The following is a 17,002-nucleotide window of genomic DNA, read 5'->3' on the forward strand; positions in this document are numbered from 1 at the left end:
CGAGGCGGTACCGGGTACGCTCCGTGCCGTGCCCAAACCCGCCGCCGACTCCGCCGCCCTGGGGCTGGGCGTGGACCGCACGAGTCCCGTCCCGCTCTACCACCAGCTGGCCCAGCAACTGGAGGCGGCGATCGAGCAGGGGCGACTGGCCCCTGGCAGCCTGCTCGGCAACGAACTGGAGCTCGCGGCGCGGCTCGGACTCTCCCGCCCCACCGTCCGCCAGGCGATCCAGTCCCTGGTCGACAAGGGCCTCATGGTGCGCAGACGCGGCGTCGGCACCCAGGTCGTGCACAACCGCATCCGGCGCCCGCTCGAGCTGAGCAGCCTCTACGACGACCTGGAGACGGCGGGCCGGGCGCCGGAGACCAGGGTTCTGCGCAACACGCTCGAGCCGGCCGCCCCGCAGGTGGCCGCCGCCCTCGGTGTGGCGGAGGGCGGAGAGGTCCACCTCGTCGAGCGGGTGCGGTACGCACAGGGCGAGCCCGTCGCGCTCCTTCGCAACCACATCCCGGCAGGGCTCCTCGACCTCGCCACCGAACGGCTCGAGTCGACCGGGCTGTACCGGATGATGCGCGGCTCGGGCATCACCCTGCACAGCGCGCGGCAGTCCGTGGGGGCCAGGGCCGCCACGCCCGAGGAGGGCCGGCTCCTCGCGGAGTCCGAGGGGGCGCCGCTCCTGACGATGGAACGCACCACCTTCGACGACGGCGGCCGGGTGGTCGAATTCGGCTCGCACGTCTACCGCGCCTCGCGCTACACCTTCGAGTTCCAGCTGCTCGTACGGCCCTGATCCGGGCGGCCCGGCCGGACCGGGCGCCTCGGGTCAGAATGTTCGGACAAGGTTATTGACGTGGTCATGCTAGGTCGCTAGAACGGCGGAAGGGCGCGCCTCGCGCCCCTGCCGGGTCGTTCCGGACCGGGCTCGGGGATACTTGGCCCGCCGGGTGGCGAGTCAGCTCCTCCGGCATCACCAGGCAGCACAGCGAGCAGCACCAGAAGGGCACGGCGTCGTGGCAAGGGTTCGGACAGGGGTACGCGCGATGGGCGCCGTGCTGGCAGCGGTACTGGCGGCCTCCCTCGCGGGATGCAGCAGCACCGGCGGCAAGCGGGCGGAGGACCGTGCACGGCAGGCCGCCGAGGGCCGGTCCGTGGTGAGCACACCCCGCTGGACATTCGCCATGGTCACCCACTCGGGTGATGGCGACACCTTCTGGGACATCGTCCAGAAGGGTGCCAAGCAGGCCGCCGACAAGGACAACATCAACTTCCTGTACTCGCACAACGACGAGGGCCAGCAGCAGGCCGAGCTCGTCCAGACCGCGATCGACAAGAAGGTCGACGGCCTGATCGTCTCCCTCGCCAAGCCCGACTCGATGAAGGCCGTCGTGGCCAAGGCGGTCAAGGCGGGCATCCCCGTCATCACCGTGAACTCCGGAGTCGCCGAGTCCAAGGCCTTCGGCGCGCTCACCCACATCGGCCAGGACGAGTCCATCGCGGGCGAGGCCGTCGGCGACGAGCTGAACAAGCGCAAGCGCGAGAAGGTGCTCTGCGTCCTGCACGAGCAGGGCAACGTCGGCCATGAGCAGCGCTGCGCCGGCGCTAAGAAGAACTTCGACGGCACCATGGAGAACCTCTACGTCGACGGCACCAACATGCCCGACGTCCAGGCATCCATCGAGGCCAAGCTCAGCTCCGACAAGGACATCGACGCCGTCGTCACCCTCGGCGCCCCCTTCGCCGCGGCAGCCGTCAAGGCGAAGCGGACCGCGGGCAGCGAGGCGGAGATCGACACCTTCGACCTCAACGCGAGCGTCGCCACAGGCCTCCAGGACAAGAGCCTCGGCTTCGCCGTCGACCAGCAGCCCTACCTCCAGGGCTACGAGGCCGTCGACCTGCTCTGGCTCTACCGCTACAACAAGAACGTGCTCGGCGGTGGTCTGCCCGTGCTGACCGGCCCCCAGGTCATCACCCGGGACGACGCCGCACAGCTGGCGGAGTACACCGACCGGGGGACCCGATGACCGCGACCGGGCAACCGGCGGCCCCCCGCACCGACGAACGCCTGCTGCGCACCTCACCGCTGCGCAAGCTGCTCGGCCGCCCCGAGCTCGGCTCCGTCGTCGGCGCCGTGGCCGTCTTCCTCTTCTTCGCGATCGTCGCCGACAGCTTCCTGCAGGCATCCAGCCTCGGCACGGTCCTGTACGCGGCCTCGACCCTCGGCATCATGGCCGCGCCCGTGGCGCTCCTGATGATCGGCGGCGAGTTCGACCTCTCCGCCGGTGTGATGGTGACCAGCTCCGCGCTGATCTCCTCCATGTTCAGCTACCAGATGACGGCCAACGTCTGGGTGGGCGTCTTCGTGTCGTTGCTGGTCACCCTGGGATTCGGCGCCTTCAACGGCTTCATGCTGACCCGCACCAAGCTGCCGAGCTTCATCATCACGCTCGGCACCTTCCTGATGCTGACGGGCCTGAACCTCGGCTTCACCAAGCTGATCAGCGGCACCGTGTCCACCAAGGCCATCGGCAACATGGAGGGCTTCGACTCCGCCCGCAAGGTCTTCGCGTCGTACCTGACCGTCGGCGGCGTCGAGCTCAAGGTCACCATCCTGTGGTGGGCGGCACTGGTCGCGCTCGCCACCTGGATCCTCATCCGCACCCGCTTCGGCAACTGGATCTTCGCCGTCGGGGGCCAGTCGGACGCCGCGCGCGCGGTCGGCGTACCCGTGGTGCGCACCCGCGTCGGGCTCTACCTCGGAGTCGCCTTCGCGGCCTGGGTCTCCGGGCAGCACCTGCTCTTCTCGTACGACGTGGTGCAGTCCGGCGAGGGTGTCGGCAACGAGCTGATCTACATCATCGCGGCCGTCATCGGCGGCTGCCTGATCACCGGCGGCTACGGTTCGGCGATCGGCTCCGCCGTCGGCGCGATCATCTTCGGCATGACCAGCAAGGGCATCGTCTACGCGGAGTGGAACCCCGACTGGTTCAAGTTCTTCCTGGGGGCGATGCTGCTCCTGGCCACCCTGCTCAACGCATGGGTACGCAAGCGCGCGGAGGCGACGAAATGACGGCCACCCAGGCTCCGGAACCCCGGGACGCGGCCGCCCCGGCGCTCGTCGAGCTCGACGGGGTGTCGAAGTACTACGGCAACATCAAGGCGCTCCAGGACGTCTCGCTGGAGGTCCACGCGGGGGAGATCTCCTGCGTGCTCGGCGACAACGGTGCGGGCAAGTCGACCCTCATCAAGATCATCGCCGGACTCCACCGGCATGACGCCGGCAGCTTCCTGATCGAGGGCGAGGAGGCCACCCTCGCCAACCCGCGTGACGCCCTGGACCGTGGCATCGCCACCGTGTACCAGGATCTGGCGGTCGTCCCGCTCATGCCGGTCTGGCGCAACTTCTTCCTCGGCTCGGAGCCGACGAAGGGCGCCGGCCCGTTCAAGCGCCTCGACGTGAAGTTCATGCGGGAGACGACCCGCGCGGAGCTGCTGCGCATGGGCATCGACCTGCGCGACGTCGACCAGCCCATCGGGACCCTGTCGGGTGGCGAACGCCAGTGCGTGGCCATCGCCCGCGCGGTGTACTTCGGTGCCAAGGTCCTCGTCCTCGACGAGCCGACCGCCGCGCTCGGCGTCAAGCAGTCCGGCGTCGTGCTGAAGTACGTCGCTGCCGCCAGGGACGCCGGTCTCGGCGTGGTCCTCATCACGCACAACCCGCACCACGCCTACCTCGTGGGCGACCGTTTCGTCCTGCTGAAGCGCGGCGCGATGTCCGCGAGCCACACGAAGGACGACGTCACCCTGGACGAGCTGACCCGCCAGATGGCGGGAGGCAGCGAGCTCGAGGAGCTCAGCCACGAGCTGGAGAGGGCCCCGGCCCCCGACCACCTCGGCGGCCGGCCGGTCGGTGAAGACACCCCGTAGCGGACCGCACGGTCACCCCGCCCCTCACCCGGAGGCCGCTTCCAGGGGCGGGGAAATGGCAGAATCGTCCCCGGCGGGCGCCGTCCGCCGCCGGAACCGCACCCGTCCGGCCCCCCGACCTGCGCAGGGACGATGAGCACGTACCGCGACCTCACCCACCGCGGCTCCGCCCGAGCCACCGTCCTGCGGACCGTCGGCACCCGGGAGCGGCGCTCGCACCTCACGGCCCCCCGGGTCCCCACCGTCGGGATCGACATCGGCGGCACGAAGGTGATGGCCGGAGTCGTCGACGCCGACGGCAACATCCTCGAGACCCTGCGGGCCGAGACGCCGGACAAGTCCAAGAGCGCCAAGGTCGTCGAGGACACCATCGTCGAGCTGGTCCTCGACCTCTCCGACCGGCACGACGTGCACGCCGTCGGGATCGGGGCCGCCGGATGGGTCGACGCGGACCGTTCCAAGGTGCTGTTCGCCCCGCACCTCGCCTGGCGCGACGAACCCCTCAGGGACGCCCTGGCCTCACGGCTGGTCGTTCCCGTGATGGTCGACAACGACGCGAACACCGCCGCCTGGGCCGAGTGGCGCTTCGGCGCCGGCCGCGGTGAGGACCACCTGGTCATGATCACGCTGGGAACCGGGATCGGCGGCGCGATCCTGGAGGACGGGCACGTCAAGCGGGGCAAGTACGGCGTCGCGGGCGAGTTCGGCCATATGCAGGTCGTGCCGGGCGGGCACCGCTGCCCGTGCGGCAACCGTGGCTGCTGGGAGCAGTACAGCTCGGGCAACGCGCTCGTACGCGAGGCGAGGGAGCTCGCCGCGGCGGACTCCCCGGTGGCGTACGGCATCATCGAGCGGGTCAAGGGCAACGTCCCCGAGATCACGGGGCCGCTCATCACGGAGCTGGCTCGCGAGGGCGACGCCATGTGCGTCGAACTCCTCCAGGACATCGGTCAGTGGCTCGGTGTCGGTATCGCCAACCTCGCCGCCGCCCTGGACCCGTCCTGCTTCGTCATCGGCGGTGGCGTCAGCGCCGCCGACGACCTGCTGATCGGCCCCGCAAGGGACGCCTTCAAGCGCCACCTCACGGGCCGCGGCTACCGACCCGAGGCCCGGATCGCGAAGGCGCAGCTCGGCCCCGAGGCGGGAATGGTCGGCGCCGCCGACCTGGCCCGGCTCGTCGCCCGCCGGTTCCGCCGCACCAACCGGCGCCGGGTCGAGCGTTACGAGCGTTACGCGCAGTTCTACGACCAGGCGGCGAGCACCATCCGGAGCACCCGTGGCACTCGTACCGACTGAGGGCTCTCCCGCGACGCCCGGTGGCCCGCGGGCCGCCCGTCCGCGGCACCCCGGTGCCGCCCGGACATCCGGCCGCGGCCGTGGCCGTCCCACCGTCATCCGCACGACTCCGCTCCGTACCGCAGCCCCGAGGGATCACCGACCATGACCGCAGCCGAGCAGAACATCGTGCGGAGCCAGCCGCCTTCGTCCGGTTCCCCCGGCTCACCGGGGACACCCGGGTCCTCCGGCGCCCCGGGCTCCCCGTCGGACGGCGGTGGCACGCCTCCGCAGGACCGGCGCAGGGTGATCCGCCGACGGCTGATCACACTGACGATCATCGTCCTGCTCATCGGCATCCCGGCCGGCTACCTGGTGATCTCGGCCGGTCAGAGCCGCCGCTCGGGCAAGGACAAGGAGGCCGAGGCCGCCGCGCAGGGACTGCGCGAGGACTGGCCGTCCGGGATGCAGCGCAGGATCTTCGAACTGCCCGTCCCGGGCAACGCGACCGGGGTCCAGTACTACGAGACGAACAACTGGAAAGCCAGCCGGATGTACGTGAAGTTCCGTACGACCTCGGCCGGACTGGACCGCTTCCTGAGCGGTATGGGCACCGGCCGGGCCGCACTGGAGACCGGCAAGGTCACCATCGGCGCCCGGGACCTCAAGATCACCGGCTGGTACTTCGGGCCGGGCGTCGACTGGGCGGGCACGGTTCACAAGAACAAGGACCCGCGCCCCACCCAGAACATCACCGTCAACATGACCGACCCGGCGGCGCCCGTCGTCTACGTGGTGTCCGCCGCCACCCCCTGAGGGCCGCGCACGGCGGTAGATTCGACGCGTGTGCCACTACGCGGAGAAGTCCTACAAGCTGCACTACGCGTGCGTGCCGTGCCGGGTCTCGTTCAAGAGGCATCCCGCGTCCGTGCCCGAAGGGCATCGCTGTCCCCGGTGCTCGGGGCCGGTGCTCTGCGCGGGGCACGACTTCGCTGCGCCACGGCGTCGGAACACCAAGGCGTGGACCGTCGTCGCCGCGGTGCTCGGAGCGGGCCTCCGCTACGAGGGCCTGGAGCCGTGCGGATGCGGCAGGAGGCCGGAGTTCCGGCCCCGGACCCGGGCCCAGCTGCGCGCACGCCGGATCGCGGCGGCACGTACGGGAGCACCGCTCGCGGAGATGCTCCGACGCGAGGATCCGGCCGGATGACCGGAATGCCAGGCGGCATCGCAGGGCGCTGAACGCGCTCGGCCCGCCGCGATCCGCGAACCCGGCTCACGGACGCCGGCCCGGTGGTGTCCCCGTCAGGCGGCGAACGCGTCCACCCCGGTCATTTCGGCGGACAGCTCCCACAGGCGGGCGGCCTGCGCGGGATCGACGGCCCACTCCTTGACGCCCGTACGGGAGCCCTCGGTCGCGGGCTCGGCGATGTCGCAGTCCTCCAGATAGACGCCGCCGATGCCGTCCAGCCGCGGCGAGGTCGCCGCCCACACCTGGGTCGCGGCGCCCTGCTGCGGGGTCTTGAACCACTCGGGGTGCAGGATGTCACCCTTCTCGTCGATCCAGCCCCTGTCGACCATCTCCTGCTTCGGCAGATGCCGCTGGAGAGGGGTGAGGATGCCACCGGGATGCAGAGCGAAGGCCCGCACCCCCCTGTCCCGCCCGAGCTTGTCGAGATGGACCGCGAACAGCACGTTGGCCGTCTTCGCCTGGCCGTACGCCTCCCACTTGTCGTAGCCGTGGGCCCAGTGCACGTCGTCCCAGCGGATCGGTGAAGCGTGGTGGCCGGTCGACGAGACGGAGACGACACGCGCACCGCCGGCCTCGATCGACGGCCAGAGGTGGTTGACCAGGGCGAAGTGACCGAGGTGGTTCGTGGCGAACTGGGCCTCCCAGCCCGGACCCACCCTGGTCTCGGGGCAGGCCATGATGCCCGCGCTGTCGATGACTACGTCCAGTGGCCGGCCGGAGGCGACGAAGCGCCGGGCGAAGGCCCGCACACTGTCCAGATCGCCGAGGTCCAGCTCGTCCACCTCCACGCCCTCGACGCCGGCCAGGTTCTCCCGGGCCGCCTCCACCCGACGGGCCGGGACCACGACCTGTGCCCCGGCCTTCGCCAGCGCGCGTGTCGTCTCCGCGCCGATGCCTGAGTAGCCGCCCGTCACCAGGGCGAGCCGGCCGGAGAGGTCGAGGCCTTCGAGGACGTCGTCGGCGGTGCTCCGGGCATCGAAGCCCGAACCGATCCTGCGCTGCTGTGCGGTGTCGTCGTTCATGACCGCACGCTACGAATTCGAGTGCTCTCGAAGTCAAGCGCGCCCCGCCCCCACCGCCCGGAGAGCCGCTGACGGGCGATCAGCGTCGACCGAACAGCCGAATCAGTGCCGTCGGCGAGGGCGGCGGGACCGGTGTGCTCCGTCTCGTATACGGAGCTCCCGCACAGTCCGGTACCTGCCCCGGCAGGCTGCGACCTGTCGCGCGGGGAAGGGGCGGCCGGTGCGGCGTACCGCCGTGTCGGAGCCGTGCCACGCGGGTGAACAGGGGGTGTCCGGGCCTCCGTGAGGTCACGATCGGCCTGCCACAGCAAAAGCAACATCGCTGTCCGTCCGGGGAAACGCGATCGAAACAACATCAACAAAAAGTTGACCCGCTGTTCCGGACGACGCGCCCGGCATCGATCTCCGTCCCCAACGCCCGTCCATCCCGCCGCTGTTCTCCCCATTCCGGAGGCTCCGCCGTGTCCCAGGTCCCCGACGCATCCGCGTCCCCCGCCAACCCAACCGCCCGACACCCGGTCGACGAGGTCCTGCCGCCGGCCCGGCTGGGTCTGCTCGGCCTCCAGCACGTGCTGGTGATGTACACCGGCTGTGTCACTGTCCCGCTCGTCTTCGGTGCCGCCGCCGGGCTCGACACCTCCACCATCGGCCTGCTCATCAACGCAGACCTGCTGGTCGCCGGGCTCATCACCCTGCTCCAGGCACTCGGCATGGGCAAGTTCCTCGGGGTACGGCTCCCGGTCGTCGCGGGAGCCACCTTCGCCGCCGTCACCCCGATGATCCTCATAGCCGGCGAGTACGGTCTCCAGGCGGTGTACGGCTCCATGATCGCCGCCGGTGTCTTCGGGCTGCTGGTCGCGATCCCGTTCGCCCGCGCGGTGCGGTTCTTCCCGCCACTGGTCAGCGGGTCCGTCATCACCGTGATCGGGCTCTCCCTGATCGGTGTCGCGGCCGGACTGATCGCCGGTCAGGACCCCACCGCCAAGGACTACGCGGCCCCCAGCCACCTCGCCCTGGCCGGCGGCATCGTCCTGCTGATCGTCCTCGTCAACCGGTTCGCCGGCGGCTTCCTCGCCCAACTCGGCGTGCTGCTGGGCCTGCTCGTCGGCACGGCGATCGCCGTACCCATGGGCCTGACCGACTTCTCGTCGGTGGGCGGCGCCGACTGGTTCGGCCTGGCTTCCCCGCTCCACTTCGGCGCCCCGCAGTTCCCGGTCGCGGCCGTCATCTCCATGTGCGTCGTGATGCTGGTGATCTTCACCGAGTCCACCGCCGACATGCTCGCCGTCGGCGAGATGACCGGCCGCCCGCTCACCCGCAAGGACCTGGCGCGCGGTCTCGCCGCCGACGGGCTCTCCGGCATCCTCGGCGGCTTCATGAACGGCTTCCTGGACACCGTGTTCGCCCAGAACGTCGGCCTGGTCGGCATGACCAAGGTGCGCAGCCGCTACGTCGCCGCGGTGGCCGGCGGGATCCTCGTGGTCCTCGCCCTCATTCCGAAGCTCGGCGAGATCGTCGCCTCCCTGCCCGGCCCGGTCATCGGCGGTGCCGGACTCGTCATGTTCGCCACGGTCACCGCCGTCGGTATCAACACCCTGCGCAAGGTACGGTTCGAGGGCACCAGCAACCTGCTCATCGTGGCCGTCTCCATCGGGGTCGGCATGCTCCCCGTCGTCGCCCCGACCTTCTACCACGCCTTCCCGACCTGGGTGCAGATCATCGGCGGCAGCGCCATCACCAGTGCCACCGTCGCCGCGTTCCTGCTGAACCTGCTGTTCAACCACACGCCGGGGCGGGAGAAGCCCGGTGCTCAGGGACCGGGACCGGACCGGAAGCCGGCCCCGGAATCCGCGACGACCGCCTGAGACGCGCCGGGACGTGCCGCTGCGCCCGCCCCTGCCGCCGATCAGCAGGTGGCCGCGCGGGGCACGTCGTCGCCGTACCCCGCGAGCGAGCACAGAGTCGCGAACGAGAGTTTCCACTTCCCGTCCTGGAGCACGGCGGTGCCGGTGAGGTCCGCGGCGGCGGTCCCGCCCTCCGACAGGAGGGCGTAGCTCACAGTGGCTCGCAGATCATCGGCGAACTCCACTGCCGCCACGTGGGATCGCAGCAGGCTCGCGCGTGGGTCCACGGCGAAGGCCTCGACCATCAGACCGTACTGGTCGCCGTTCTCGACCAGTTCGGTCCGGTCCTCGACGGAGGACTCCGGGGCGAAGAAGCGCTCCCAGGCGTCTCGGACGCCCTCTTCCGCCGCTACCGGATCGGCGGGGGCCGACGCGGTCGGCACGGACGCCCCCGGCGGTCCGGGCGAGGGCGTGGAGCGCACAGGGAGGACGGTCGTCGACGACCGGGGGGCGGCCGAAGGGTGGGGAGCGGACTCCCTCCGGCCCCCGTCCGTGCACGCGGAGAGGGCCAGCAGAGCGACAAGTACGACGAGAACCGACGTGGGTACCGACCGCAACCAGGGCACAACCGCTGCTCCTCACTCCGCATCCGGTCCGGCGCACACCTCGGAGGCCTTGTAGGTGGCCGCTCCGCGGCGGCGTGCGCCCGCTCCGAGCGTAGAACCGGGACCGGACGACGGCCGGGAACACCACGCGCAGCGACCGGTTCGTGAGCCTCGGGGGTTCGGCCGCCTCCGGCCCCCGTCGCCGGGAGCCCGCCTCAGGAACGAGGTGCCTTTGTGCCGTGCACCGCCGTGTATTCGGCGGCGAGCCAGGGCCCGAGATCATCGATGAGCATCCGGAGCAGTGCCGTGTCCGCCGAGGGCGCCCGCCCTGCGGCCGCCGCCGCGAGCATCTGCTCGGCGCGCCCGGGGTAATAGTGGCCGAAGACCGTGGCGGAGCGCCCGAGATCGCTGGTCCAACCGCCCCATCGGGGCATGACCAGGGTGAACCCCGTACGGACCAGGCGCCTGGCCGAGGTGCGGACCAAGGAGCCGAGTGCGCTGTCGTCGGCGAACTCGGCGGCCCGGTTGCGCCACCTTGTGAGGGCGAGAGCGAGATCGCCGTTCGTCTCCCTGGCCAGCAGGGTGGTCGGGCTGTACCGGGGGAGTTGCCCGGCGAGGTCGTCCCCCAGCAGCGGGGTGCACAGGCAGGCGACGAAGAAGCCGCCGTCGTGGCGCTCCTGCTCGCCGAGCAGCGTCCTGGCGCTGGACAACAGGATGCCGACGCCGTCGATCTGGGGGAACGCGCGGTCGAGCCGGCGCTCGATCGTGGAGGCGTCGGCTCGGTCGGCGTCGGTCGGTTGCTCATGGAGAGCCAGCAGAAGGTCGAGATCGGAGATTCCGAGAACGGCGGTGCCGCGGGGAATGCTGCCGTAGAGGTAGGCGCTGTGCAGCCGGGCATCGCCGAAGGTCTCGGAGATCAGGCTCCGGGCGGCTGCGACCACGGGGTTGAACTCCTCCCGCACACGGGCGTGCGAGCCCTCCCTGGCGATCGTGCCGTCGTGGTTCAGGCCTTTCTCGTCCACAGGTTCTCCGGGTCAGTGCGGAGCCTGTATCGGATGAAGGGCGTTGCTGATGCTGCAGCCCCCCTCGCCCGGCATCCGCTGGACGCGGGCCGGGACCCACACCTCGGTGGAACCGGGGCGCACGGCGGCGACCAGGCAGTCCTGCGGATCGAAGCCGTTGCCCTCCAGCGACAGCAGAACGCCGACGACGCCGTCCTCGGCCCGCACCTCGGAACGGATCGCGGGATCCAGGTCCAGGGAGGAGAGCGTACGGCGCACATCGGCCTCGTCCGCCCGGCCGCCCTCGGGTACCCGGGGGAGCTCCGCGCGCAGCTGTTCGTAGGGCAGCCGGGGCGGCTCGGGCGGTGGGGGGAAGGTCAGCGCCGGGCCGTCCGGACAGCGCACGTCGTCGGGCTCCTCGCCCCAGTCCGCCTTCGTCGACACCCGTACGCGGAAACAGCGCAGCACGGTGACCTCCTCGACGTCGATCCATCCGTGGTAGGCCGAACCGGACGTGCGGACCACCACGTCGACCCCGTCCCCGTCGTTCGTCGACGTACCCGAGAGTCGCATGACCTCCACACCGTCGATGCCGGACGCGGAGCGCCCGACCTCCTCCGCCGTACGGGGGCGCTGGCTGTCCAGGAGCTTGCCCGCCCTCAGCGCCACCTCCCGCGCGGCGTCGGTGGCCTCCGCGTCGGAGGACTGGAGTACGCCGCACCCCACGGTGAACACCAACAGCGTGACCGGCAGCAGCAGTCGGCGCACACGGCCCCCTTCCCCCATCGCTCGCGACGGTCAACCCCCGTCGAGCCCACCTTAGTTCAGGTGATCGTACCGAGTCGGCCGGTGAGCGTCGGCGTCTGCCGAGCCCGGCGAGAGGGCTCAAGCCGGCACGGCAAGGCCACGTTGCGGCCTCTAGGGCACGGCTCCTCCCGCATCGAAAGATTTCGCCCTTGACGCGGAAAATTTCGCGTGGTCTTCTGCTGCACGCCGGACGAGGGAACCAGCGCCCGACACATGAGGAGGACGCGGTGATTTGGAATGCGGACTCGTCTCAGGCACGGGAGACGGCCCCCGGGCAGGTGCCCGGAGCGCGGGCGATCGCCGCGGTGGCCGGTCTGGCCTTCGCCTTGTTCAGTTTCGCCACGGTCGAGGCGCTGCCGGTCGGACTGCTCCCGCAAATCGCGGACAGTCTGGAGGTGTCGGTGCCGTCGGTCGGTCTCCTGGTGACCGGATACGGCTTCGTGGTGATGGCGACGGCCGTTCCGCTGACCACGGCGACCCGGCGAGTACCCCGACGCCGCCTGCTGGCCGTGCTGCTCACGATCTTCACGGCCGCCACGCTGATCTGCGGAACGGCCCCCGGGTACGGCGTGCTGATGGGGGCACGCATCCTGATCGCGCTCACCCACGCGGTGCTGTGGTCGGTGGTCGCGTCGGCCGCCGCCGGCATGTTCCCCGAACGGCAGCAGGCGAAAGTGGTCGCCCTGCTGTTCGGCGGCTCCGCCATGGCCCAGGTCGCCGGTGCGCCCGCGGGGACCTGGCTCGGTCAGGCGACCGACTGGAGGGTGCCCTTCGTCGCGATGAGCGGGCTCGGTCTGGTCGCGGCGGTCGTCGTGGTCGGGATGCTGCCGTCGTCGCCGGTCGAGGAGAACCCGGCCGCGACCGCACTGGAGCCCAGCCGAGTCCGTTTCGCGCTCGTCGTGACGGCGACCGCCCTTGTCGTCGGAGGGTTCTTCACGTTCTACACCTATGTCACGGTCTTCCTCACGGATGTCTCCGGGATGCCATCGCGCTCCCTGGGAGCGGTGTTCGCGGTGGGAGGACTGGGAGGGCTCGTCGGGACAAGCCTGTCGGGCATGCTGTCGGCCCGCTCCACCCGGGGCACCATGACCGGATCCGTTGCGGTGATGACAGCCTCACTGGGACTCCTGGTCACGGCGGGGACGCGCCCCGCCGCCTCCGTCACGGCGGTGACCCTGAGCCTGACGGCTCTGTCGGCCATGGTCACAGCGCTCACCACCCGCATTCTGCGCATCGCTCCGGGGAACGTGGACGTGGCGGCGGCGGGCAGTTCCGCCGCCTTCCAGGCAGGCCTGGCCGTCGGCTCCTTCCTCGGGGGGTGGGTCCTTGAAGACCATGGTCCGCGTGGAGCCGCCCTCCTGGGGACGCTCCTGGTGGCCGCCGGGCTCATCCTGCTTCTTGCCGAGGAGCCTCTCTGCCGCCCGGTCCGGGGGAGGGGAAGAGGGGGAATCCCACCAGCCCCGTACTCCGAGGCGCCGCCTCCGGACAACAGCACGTCACGTGCAGGGTGACGTGAGCGGGCTCGGCCTCCCCGCAAGGGCCCCACGCCTCACCAGGCGATCCCGGCCGCCACCGGCAGATGGTCACTGGCGGTCCTCGGAAGAGTCCAGGCGCCCCGTACCTCCACGCCCCGCACCAGGATCTGATCGATGCGCGCCATCGGGAAGGACGCGGGCCAGCTGAAGCCGAACCCGTCACCGGCTTCCTCCTGGGCCGAACGCAGTCGTTCCTCCAGGCCGTCGAACACGCGGTCGTCGAGCGTGCCGTTCATGTCGCCGAGGACCAGCACCCGTTCGCCCCGCTCGGCGGCCACGGCCTTCGTGAGCTTCGCGGCACCGGCGTCGCGTGAGTCCGTCCAGAAGCCGCCCCTGGGCATCAGACGTACGGAACCCAGGTGCGCCACGTACACCGCGAGCGGCCCTTGTTCCGTGGCCACCGTGGCACGCAGTGCGCGGGCCGGCTCCACAGGCCTGTCCTCGGACGCGCGGGTGAGCGCCAGGGGGCCGACATCGCCGCGCAGTACGTCCACCGCTCGTGTGTCCGACAGCGGCAGCCTGCTCCACAGTCCGACCGTGCCCACGACCACATGGTGCGGAAAGCGGGCGGCAAGGGCCTTCTCGTACGTGGCCGCGACCCGGGGCTCCAGCTCCTCCAGCGCCAGCAGATCCGCTCCCGAAGTGCTCAGGGCGCGCGCGGTCCCGGCCGGATCGGTGTTCTGCGCGCCGACGTTGTGGCTGACCACGGTGAGATCGGCGCCCTCCACGGACTTCGGTACGAGCAGCCCGCCGAAGAGGCTCAGCCACGCCACGACCGGCAGCACCAGCGCCGCCACCGCCGAGGCCGAACGGCGCCACAGCGCGGCGGCGCACAGCACCGGGACGGGCAGGCCGCACCACGGCAGGAAGGTTTCCACCAGGGAGCCGAGCCCGCCGTGGTCAGGTACCTCCCCATGGAAGGTCAGGAGCAGACCGATGAGCAGTGCGAGAGCCGCGAGCAGCAGGCCGCGGCGCCACGGACCCGGCCTCCGCAGAGCGCGGCAGCAGCCGAGCAGCCGTCCGCCCCAGGTGCTCCGGCGCCGGTCGGGCGGTGTACCGCCCCTGGGCGTTCCGGCTCTCCCGGCCTCACCGACTTCCCTCGGAGCGCTGGTGTCCACGTGTGCCGTTTCGTTCACTGCTCCGTCGTCCTGGGGGAGAAGGGGATGGCCGGGACGGGCAGACGTACCTCGACACGGAGTCCGCCCGCGGGCACGGCGGTGACGGCGAGCGTCCCGTCGTGCACCTCGGTGATGCGTCTGACGATGGCCAGACCGAGACCGACCCCGCCGTGGTCGTCGCGGACGCGTCCGGCGCCGCGCTGGAACGGCTCGGTGAGCGTCGACACCAGGTCCGGAGCGAGCCGCTCGCCACTGTTCTCGACCGTGAGCAGCGCGGCCCCCCGGTCCGTCCGGGTCTCGACCCGCACGGTGCCGCCCTCTGGCAGGTTGTGGACGATGGCGTTGTGCAGCAGGTTCGTCGTCAGTTGCAGCAGAAGTGACGGCGACCCGTCGGCCGGAGTGATCTCGCCGCAGGCATCGACACGGACACCGCGTCGCTCGGCCAGCGGCAGCAACGTCTCGGCTGCCTCGTCCACGAGCAGGGACAGGTCGACGGGCTCCCGTGTGAAGGTGCCCTGGCCGGCACGGCTCAGTACGAGCAGTGCCTCCGTCAGATCGATGGCCCGGGTGTTGACGGCGCGCAGGCGGGTGAGGACCTCGTCGGGGGCGCGGTCCGGATCGCCGACCGCCACGTCGAGCAGGGTCTTGGAGATGGCGAGCGGGGTGCGGAGTTCGTGCGCCGCGTTGGCCGCGAACCTCCGCTGCTCGTCGACGTGCGCCTCGAGCTGGACGAGCATCGAGTCGAAGGCGTCGGCGAGTTCGCGGAACTCGTCCTGGCGGCCCGGCAGCCGGATCCGATGGGTGAGTGATCCCCGTGCGGCGACGCGCGCCGCATCCGTGACGCGGGTCAGCGGGGCGAGCATGCGGCCTGCCAGGAACCAGCCACCGACCAGACCGAACACGAGCAGGAACACCATCACCCCCGCCGCCCTCGGTGCGAAGACGTCCAGAAGGGCCGACCGGACCGGGAAGACGTCACCAGGAGGGCGTACATCCGGATTGTGGAGCATCGCGCGATCAGGGACGTAGCGGAGCAGGAACGCCCACACCGCGGCCAGCAGCAGACCGCCCGCCACCACGAGGAATCCGGCGTAGCTGAGGGTGAGTCTGAACCTGACGCTCAGCCCTGGCCGCCTATCCACGGCCACCCGCTCCGCCGACGTCCTCGCCCCGGGTGCCGATGCGGTACCCGGCGCCCGGCACCGTGACGACCACCCCCGGCTCGCCGAGCCGCTTGCGCAGAGCCGAGACCGTGATGCGTACGGCATTGGTGAACGGGTCCGCGTTCTCGTCCCAGGCCCGTTCGAGCAACTCCTCCGCACTGACCACACCGCCCTCCGCGGCCATCAGGATCTCCAGCACCGCGAACTGTTTCCGGGTCAGGGCGACGGGCCGGCCGTCCCGGTGCACCTCATGGCGGAACGAGTCCAGCTGCAGGCCCGCGAGCTCCCGTACGGGCGGCCTGCTGTGGGCGCGCCTGCGGTCGAGAGCCCGGATCCGGAGTACGAGCTCGCGCAGCTCGAAGGGCTTCGTCAGGTAGTCGTCGGCGCCGAGCCCGAACCCGCTCGCCTTGTCGTCGAGCCCGCCCGCGGCGGTGAGCATCAGGATCGGGATCCCGGAACCGGAGGCGACGATCCACCTGGCCACCTCGTCACCGCTGGGGCCCGGGATGTCCCGGTCGAGCAAGGCGATGTCGTACGGGTTGACGCTCAGCAGCTCCAGCGCGGTCCCGCCGTCCCCGGCGATGTCCGCCGCGATCGCCGCCGACCGAAGGCCGTCACGGATGGCCTCCGCCAGATAGAGCTCGTCCTCGACGATCAGTACACGCATGGCACGAGGCTACGAGCCGGGACATATCGTCGGCGTATCGGAACCCCGGCGTCGTGCCTCCGGTCCGTGTCTCCCGCCCGCGCTGCCGTGAGGACCCGCGCGTACCGGTCCGGTGCCGTCTTCGGCCGCCTCCGAACGCGGGCCGGAGCGCGGCTGTACGAGTGGTGCGCCGTGCGCGTCGGGACCGGAACACATGCCCGGGTGGCGTTTCCGCGACGGCGGACGTCGCCCACCACGCCACCGAGTGCTGTCCCGCGATGCATGGTGGGTCACCCTTAGCATGCGACGCATGGCCATCAAACTTGAGAACGTCGGCATCGCCGTTCGCGACCTCGAAGCGGCGATCTTCTTCTTCACCGATCTCGGGCTCACCGTCCTCGGCCGTGACACTGTGAGTGGCGAGTGGACGGACACGGCCGTCGGCCTCGACGGCAACCACGCCAACATCGCGATGCTCCAGACCCCGGACGGACGGGGCCGCCTCGAACTCTTCGAGTACATCCATCCCGAGGCGATCGAGACGGAGCCCACCCTGCCCAACGAGATCGGCATGCACCGCGTCGCCTTCTCGGTCGACGACATCGAGGAAGCCCTCGCGACGGCGGCACGCCACGGATGCCATCCGCTCCGCGGCGTGGCGACCTACGAGGACGTCTACAAGCTCACCTACCTCAGGGGCCCGAGCGGCATCCTCGTGATGCTGGCCGAGGAACTGAAGAAGAGCTGACGGCCCGGCCTGATCCGGCACTCGTGTCGTCGGGGACCGTGGGTCGTTCAGGGATCTGCTCGACT

The 17,002-nt window shown here is 70.9% G+C and carries 17 protein-coding genes; 10 read left to right on the forward strand and 7 right to left on the reverse strand.

Annotated elements, in window-relative coordinates:
• Positions 1 to 28: 28 nt before the first annotated feature.
• From ACGFNN_RS17085 to ACGFNN_RS17115, 7 genes are all read left to right on the forward strand, one after another.
• Positions 29 to 790 (forward strand): GntR family transcriptional regulator, encoded by a 762-nt coding sequence (locus tag ACGFNN_RS17085; RefSeq protein ID WP_393556616.1) that lies wholly within the window; start codon positions 29 to 31, stop codon positions 788 to 790.
• 250 nt (positions 791 to 1,040) lie between these two features.
• Complete coding sequence (locus ACGFNN_RS17090) at positions 1,041 to 2,021, forward strand: substrate-binding domain-containing protein (protein WP_362544986.1); 981 nt, start codon at positions 1,041 to 1,043, stop codon at positions 2,019 to 2,021.
• Positions 2,018 to 3,067, forward strand: a complete 1,050-nt coding sequence (locus tag ACGFNN_RS17095) for an ABC transporter permease (RefSeq protein ID WP_362544983.1) — start codon at positions 2,018 to 2,020, stop codon at positions 3,065 to 3,067. The genes ACGFNN_RS17090 and ACGFNN_RS17095 overlap by 4 nt, the downstream gene beginning before the upstream one ends.
• A complete protein-coding gene (locus ACGFNN_RS17100) occupies positions 3,064 to 3,924 on the forward strand; it encodes an ATP-binding cassette domain-containing protein (RefSeq protein WP_393556618.1) in 861 nt (286 codons plus the stop codon). The genes ACGFNN_RS17095 and ACGFNN_RS17100 overlap by 4 nt, the downstream gene beginning before the upstream one ends.
• A 132-nt stretch (positions 3,925 to 4,056) precedes the next feature.
• Positions 4,057 to 5,220: an ROK family glucokinase gene (locus ACGFNN_RS17105; protein WP_362544975.1), complete on the forward strand. Its 1,164-nt coding sequence runs from the start codon at positions 4,057 to 4,059 to the stop codon at positions 5,218 to 5,220.
• A gap of 144 nt (positions 5,221 to 5,364) precedes the next feature.
• Positions 5,365 to 6,015: a hypothetical protein gene (locus ACGFNN_RS17110; protein ID WP_393556620.1), complete on the forward strand. Its 651-nt coding sequence runs from the start codon at positions 5,365 to 5,367 to the stop codon at positions 6,013 to 6,015.
• A 28-nt stretch (positions 6,016 to 6,043) separates the two neighbouring features.
• The gene (locus tag ACGFNN_RS17115) at positions 6,044 to 6,406 is read left to right on the forward strand and encodes a hypothetical protein (RefSeq protein WP_393556622.1); all 363 of its coding nucleotides are present in this window, start codon (positions 6,044 to 6,046) and stop codon (positions 6,404 to 6,406) included.
• A 95-nt stretch (positions 6,407 to 6,501) separates the two neighbouring features.
• Here ACGFNN_RS17115 and ACGFNN_RS17120 read toward each other — a convergent pair whose 3' ends face one another.
• The gene (locus ACGFNN_RS17120; protein WP_393556624.1) at positions 6,502 to 7,470 is read right to left on the reverse strand and encodes an SDR family NAD(P)-dependent oxidoreductase; all 969 of its coding nucleotides are present in this window, start codon (positions 7,468 to 7,470) and stop codon (positions 6,502 to 6,504) included.
• Between the two features lie 461 nt (positions 7,471 to 7,931).
• Between ACGFNN_RS17120 and ACGFNN_RS17125 the strand changes: the two genes are divergently transcribed.
• On the forward strand, positions 7,932 to 9,335 hold the full coding sequence (locus tag ACGFNN_RS17125) for a nucleobase:cation symporter-2 family protein (RefSeq protein ID WP_393556626.1): 1,404 nt from the start codon (positions 7,932 to 7,934) through the stop codon (positions 9,333 to 9,335).
• 41 nt (positions 9,336 to 9,376) lie between these two features.
• Here ACGFNN_RS17125 and ACGFNN_RS17130 read toward each other — a convergent pair whose 3' ends face one another.
• The 3 genes from ACGFNN_RS17130 to ACGFNN_RS17140 form a co-directional block, all read right to left on the reverse strand.
• The gene (locus ACGFNN_RS17130) at positions 9,377 to 9,796 is read right to left on the reverse strand and encodes a hypothetical protein (protein WP_393556628.1); all 420 of its coding nucleotides are present in this window, start codon (positions 9,794 to 9,796) and stop codon (positions 9,377 to 9,379) included.
• Between the two features lie 338 nt (positions 9,797 to 10,134).
• A complete protein-coding gene (locus ACGFNN_RS17135; protein WP_393556630.1) occupies positions 10,135 to 10,941 on the reverse strand; it encodes a nucleotidyltransferase in 807 nt (268 codons plus the stop codon).
• Positions 10,942 to 10,953: 12 nt separating this feature from the next.
• Positions 10,954 to 11,688, reverse strand: coding sequence for a translation initiation factor IF-2 (locus ACGFNN_RS17140; protein ID WP_393556631.1), 735 nt, complete (start codon positions 11,686 to 11,688; stop codon positions 10,954 to 10,956).
• Positions 11,689 to 11,954: 266 nt separating this feature from the next.
• Here ACGFNN_RS17140 and ACGFNN_RS17145 point away from each other — a divergent pair, with 266 nt between their 5' ends.
• Positions 11,955 to 13,238, forward strand: a complete 1,284-nt coding sequence (locus ACGFNN_RS17145; RefSeq protein WP_393556633.1) for an MFS transporter — start codon at positions 11,955 to 11,957, stop codon at positions 13,236 to 13,238.
• A gap of 38 nt (positions 13,239 to 13,276) precedes the next feature.
• Here ACGFNN_RS17145 and ACGFNN_RS17150 read toward each other — a convergent pair whose 3' ends face one another.
• The 3 genes from ACGFNN_RS17150 to ACGFNN_RS17160 form a co-directional block, all read right to left on the reverse strand.
• On the reverse strand, positions 13,277 to 14,278 hold the full coding sequence (locus ACGFNN_RS17150; protein ID WP_393557080.1) for an endonuclease/exonuclease/phosphatase family protein: 1,002 nt from the start codon (positions 14,276 to 14,278) through the stop codon (positions 13,277 to 13,279).
• A 116-nt stretch (positions 14,279 to 14,394) separates the two neighbouring features.
• The gene (locus tag ACGFNN_RS17155) at positions 14,395 to 15,522 is read right to left on the reverse strand and encodes a sensor histidine kinase (protein ID WP_393556634.1); all 1,128 of its coding nucleotides are present in this window, start codon (positions 15,520 to 15,522) and stop codon (positions 14,395 to 14,397) included.
• Positions 15,515 to 16,210, reverse strand: a complete 696-nt coding sequence (locus tag ACGFNN_RS17160) for a response regulator transcription factor (protein ID WP_393556636.1) — start codon at positions 16,208 to 16,210, stop codon at positions 15,515 to 15,517. The genes ACGFNN_RS17155 and ACGFNN_RS17160 overlap by 8 nt, the downstream gene beginning before the upstream one ends.
• Positions 16,211 to 16,499: 289 nt before the next feature.
• Between ACGFNN_RS17160 and ACGFNN_RS17165 the strand changes: the two genes are divergently transcribed.
• Positions 16,500 to 16,937, forward strand: a complete 438-nt coding sequence (locus ACGFNN_RS17165; protein WP_393556638.1) for a VOC family protein — start codon at positions 16,500 to 16,502, stop codon at positions 16,935 to 16,937.
• Positions 16,938 to 17,002 lie beyond the last annotated feature (65 nt).

It is taken from the genome of Streptomyces sp. NPDC048590, assembly GCF_043199535.1.
GTDB lineage: Bacteria > Actinomycetota > Actinomycetes > Streptomycetales > Streptomycetaceae > Streptomyces.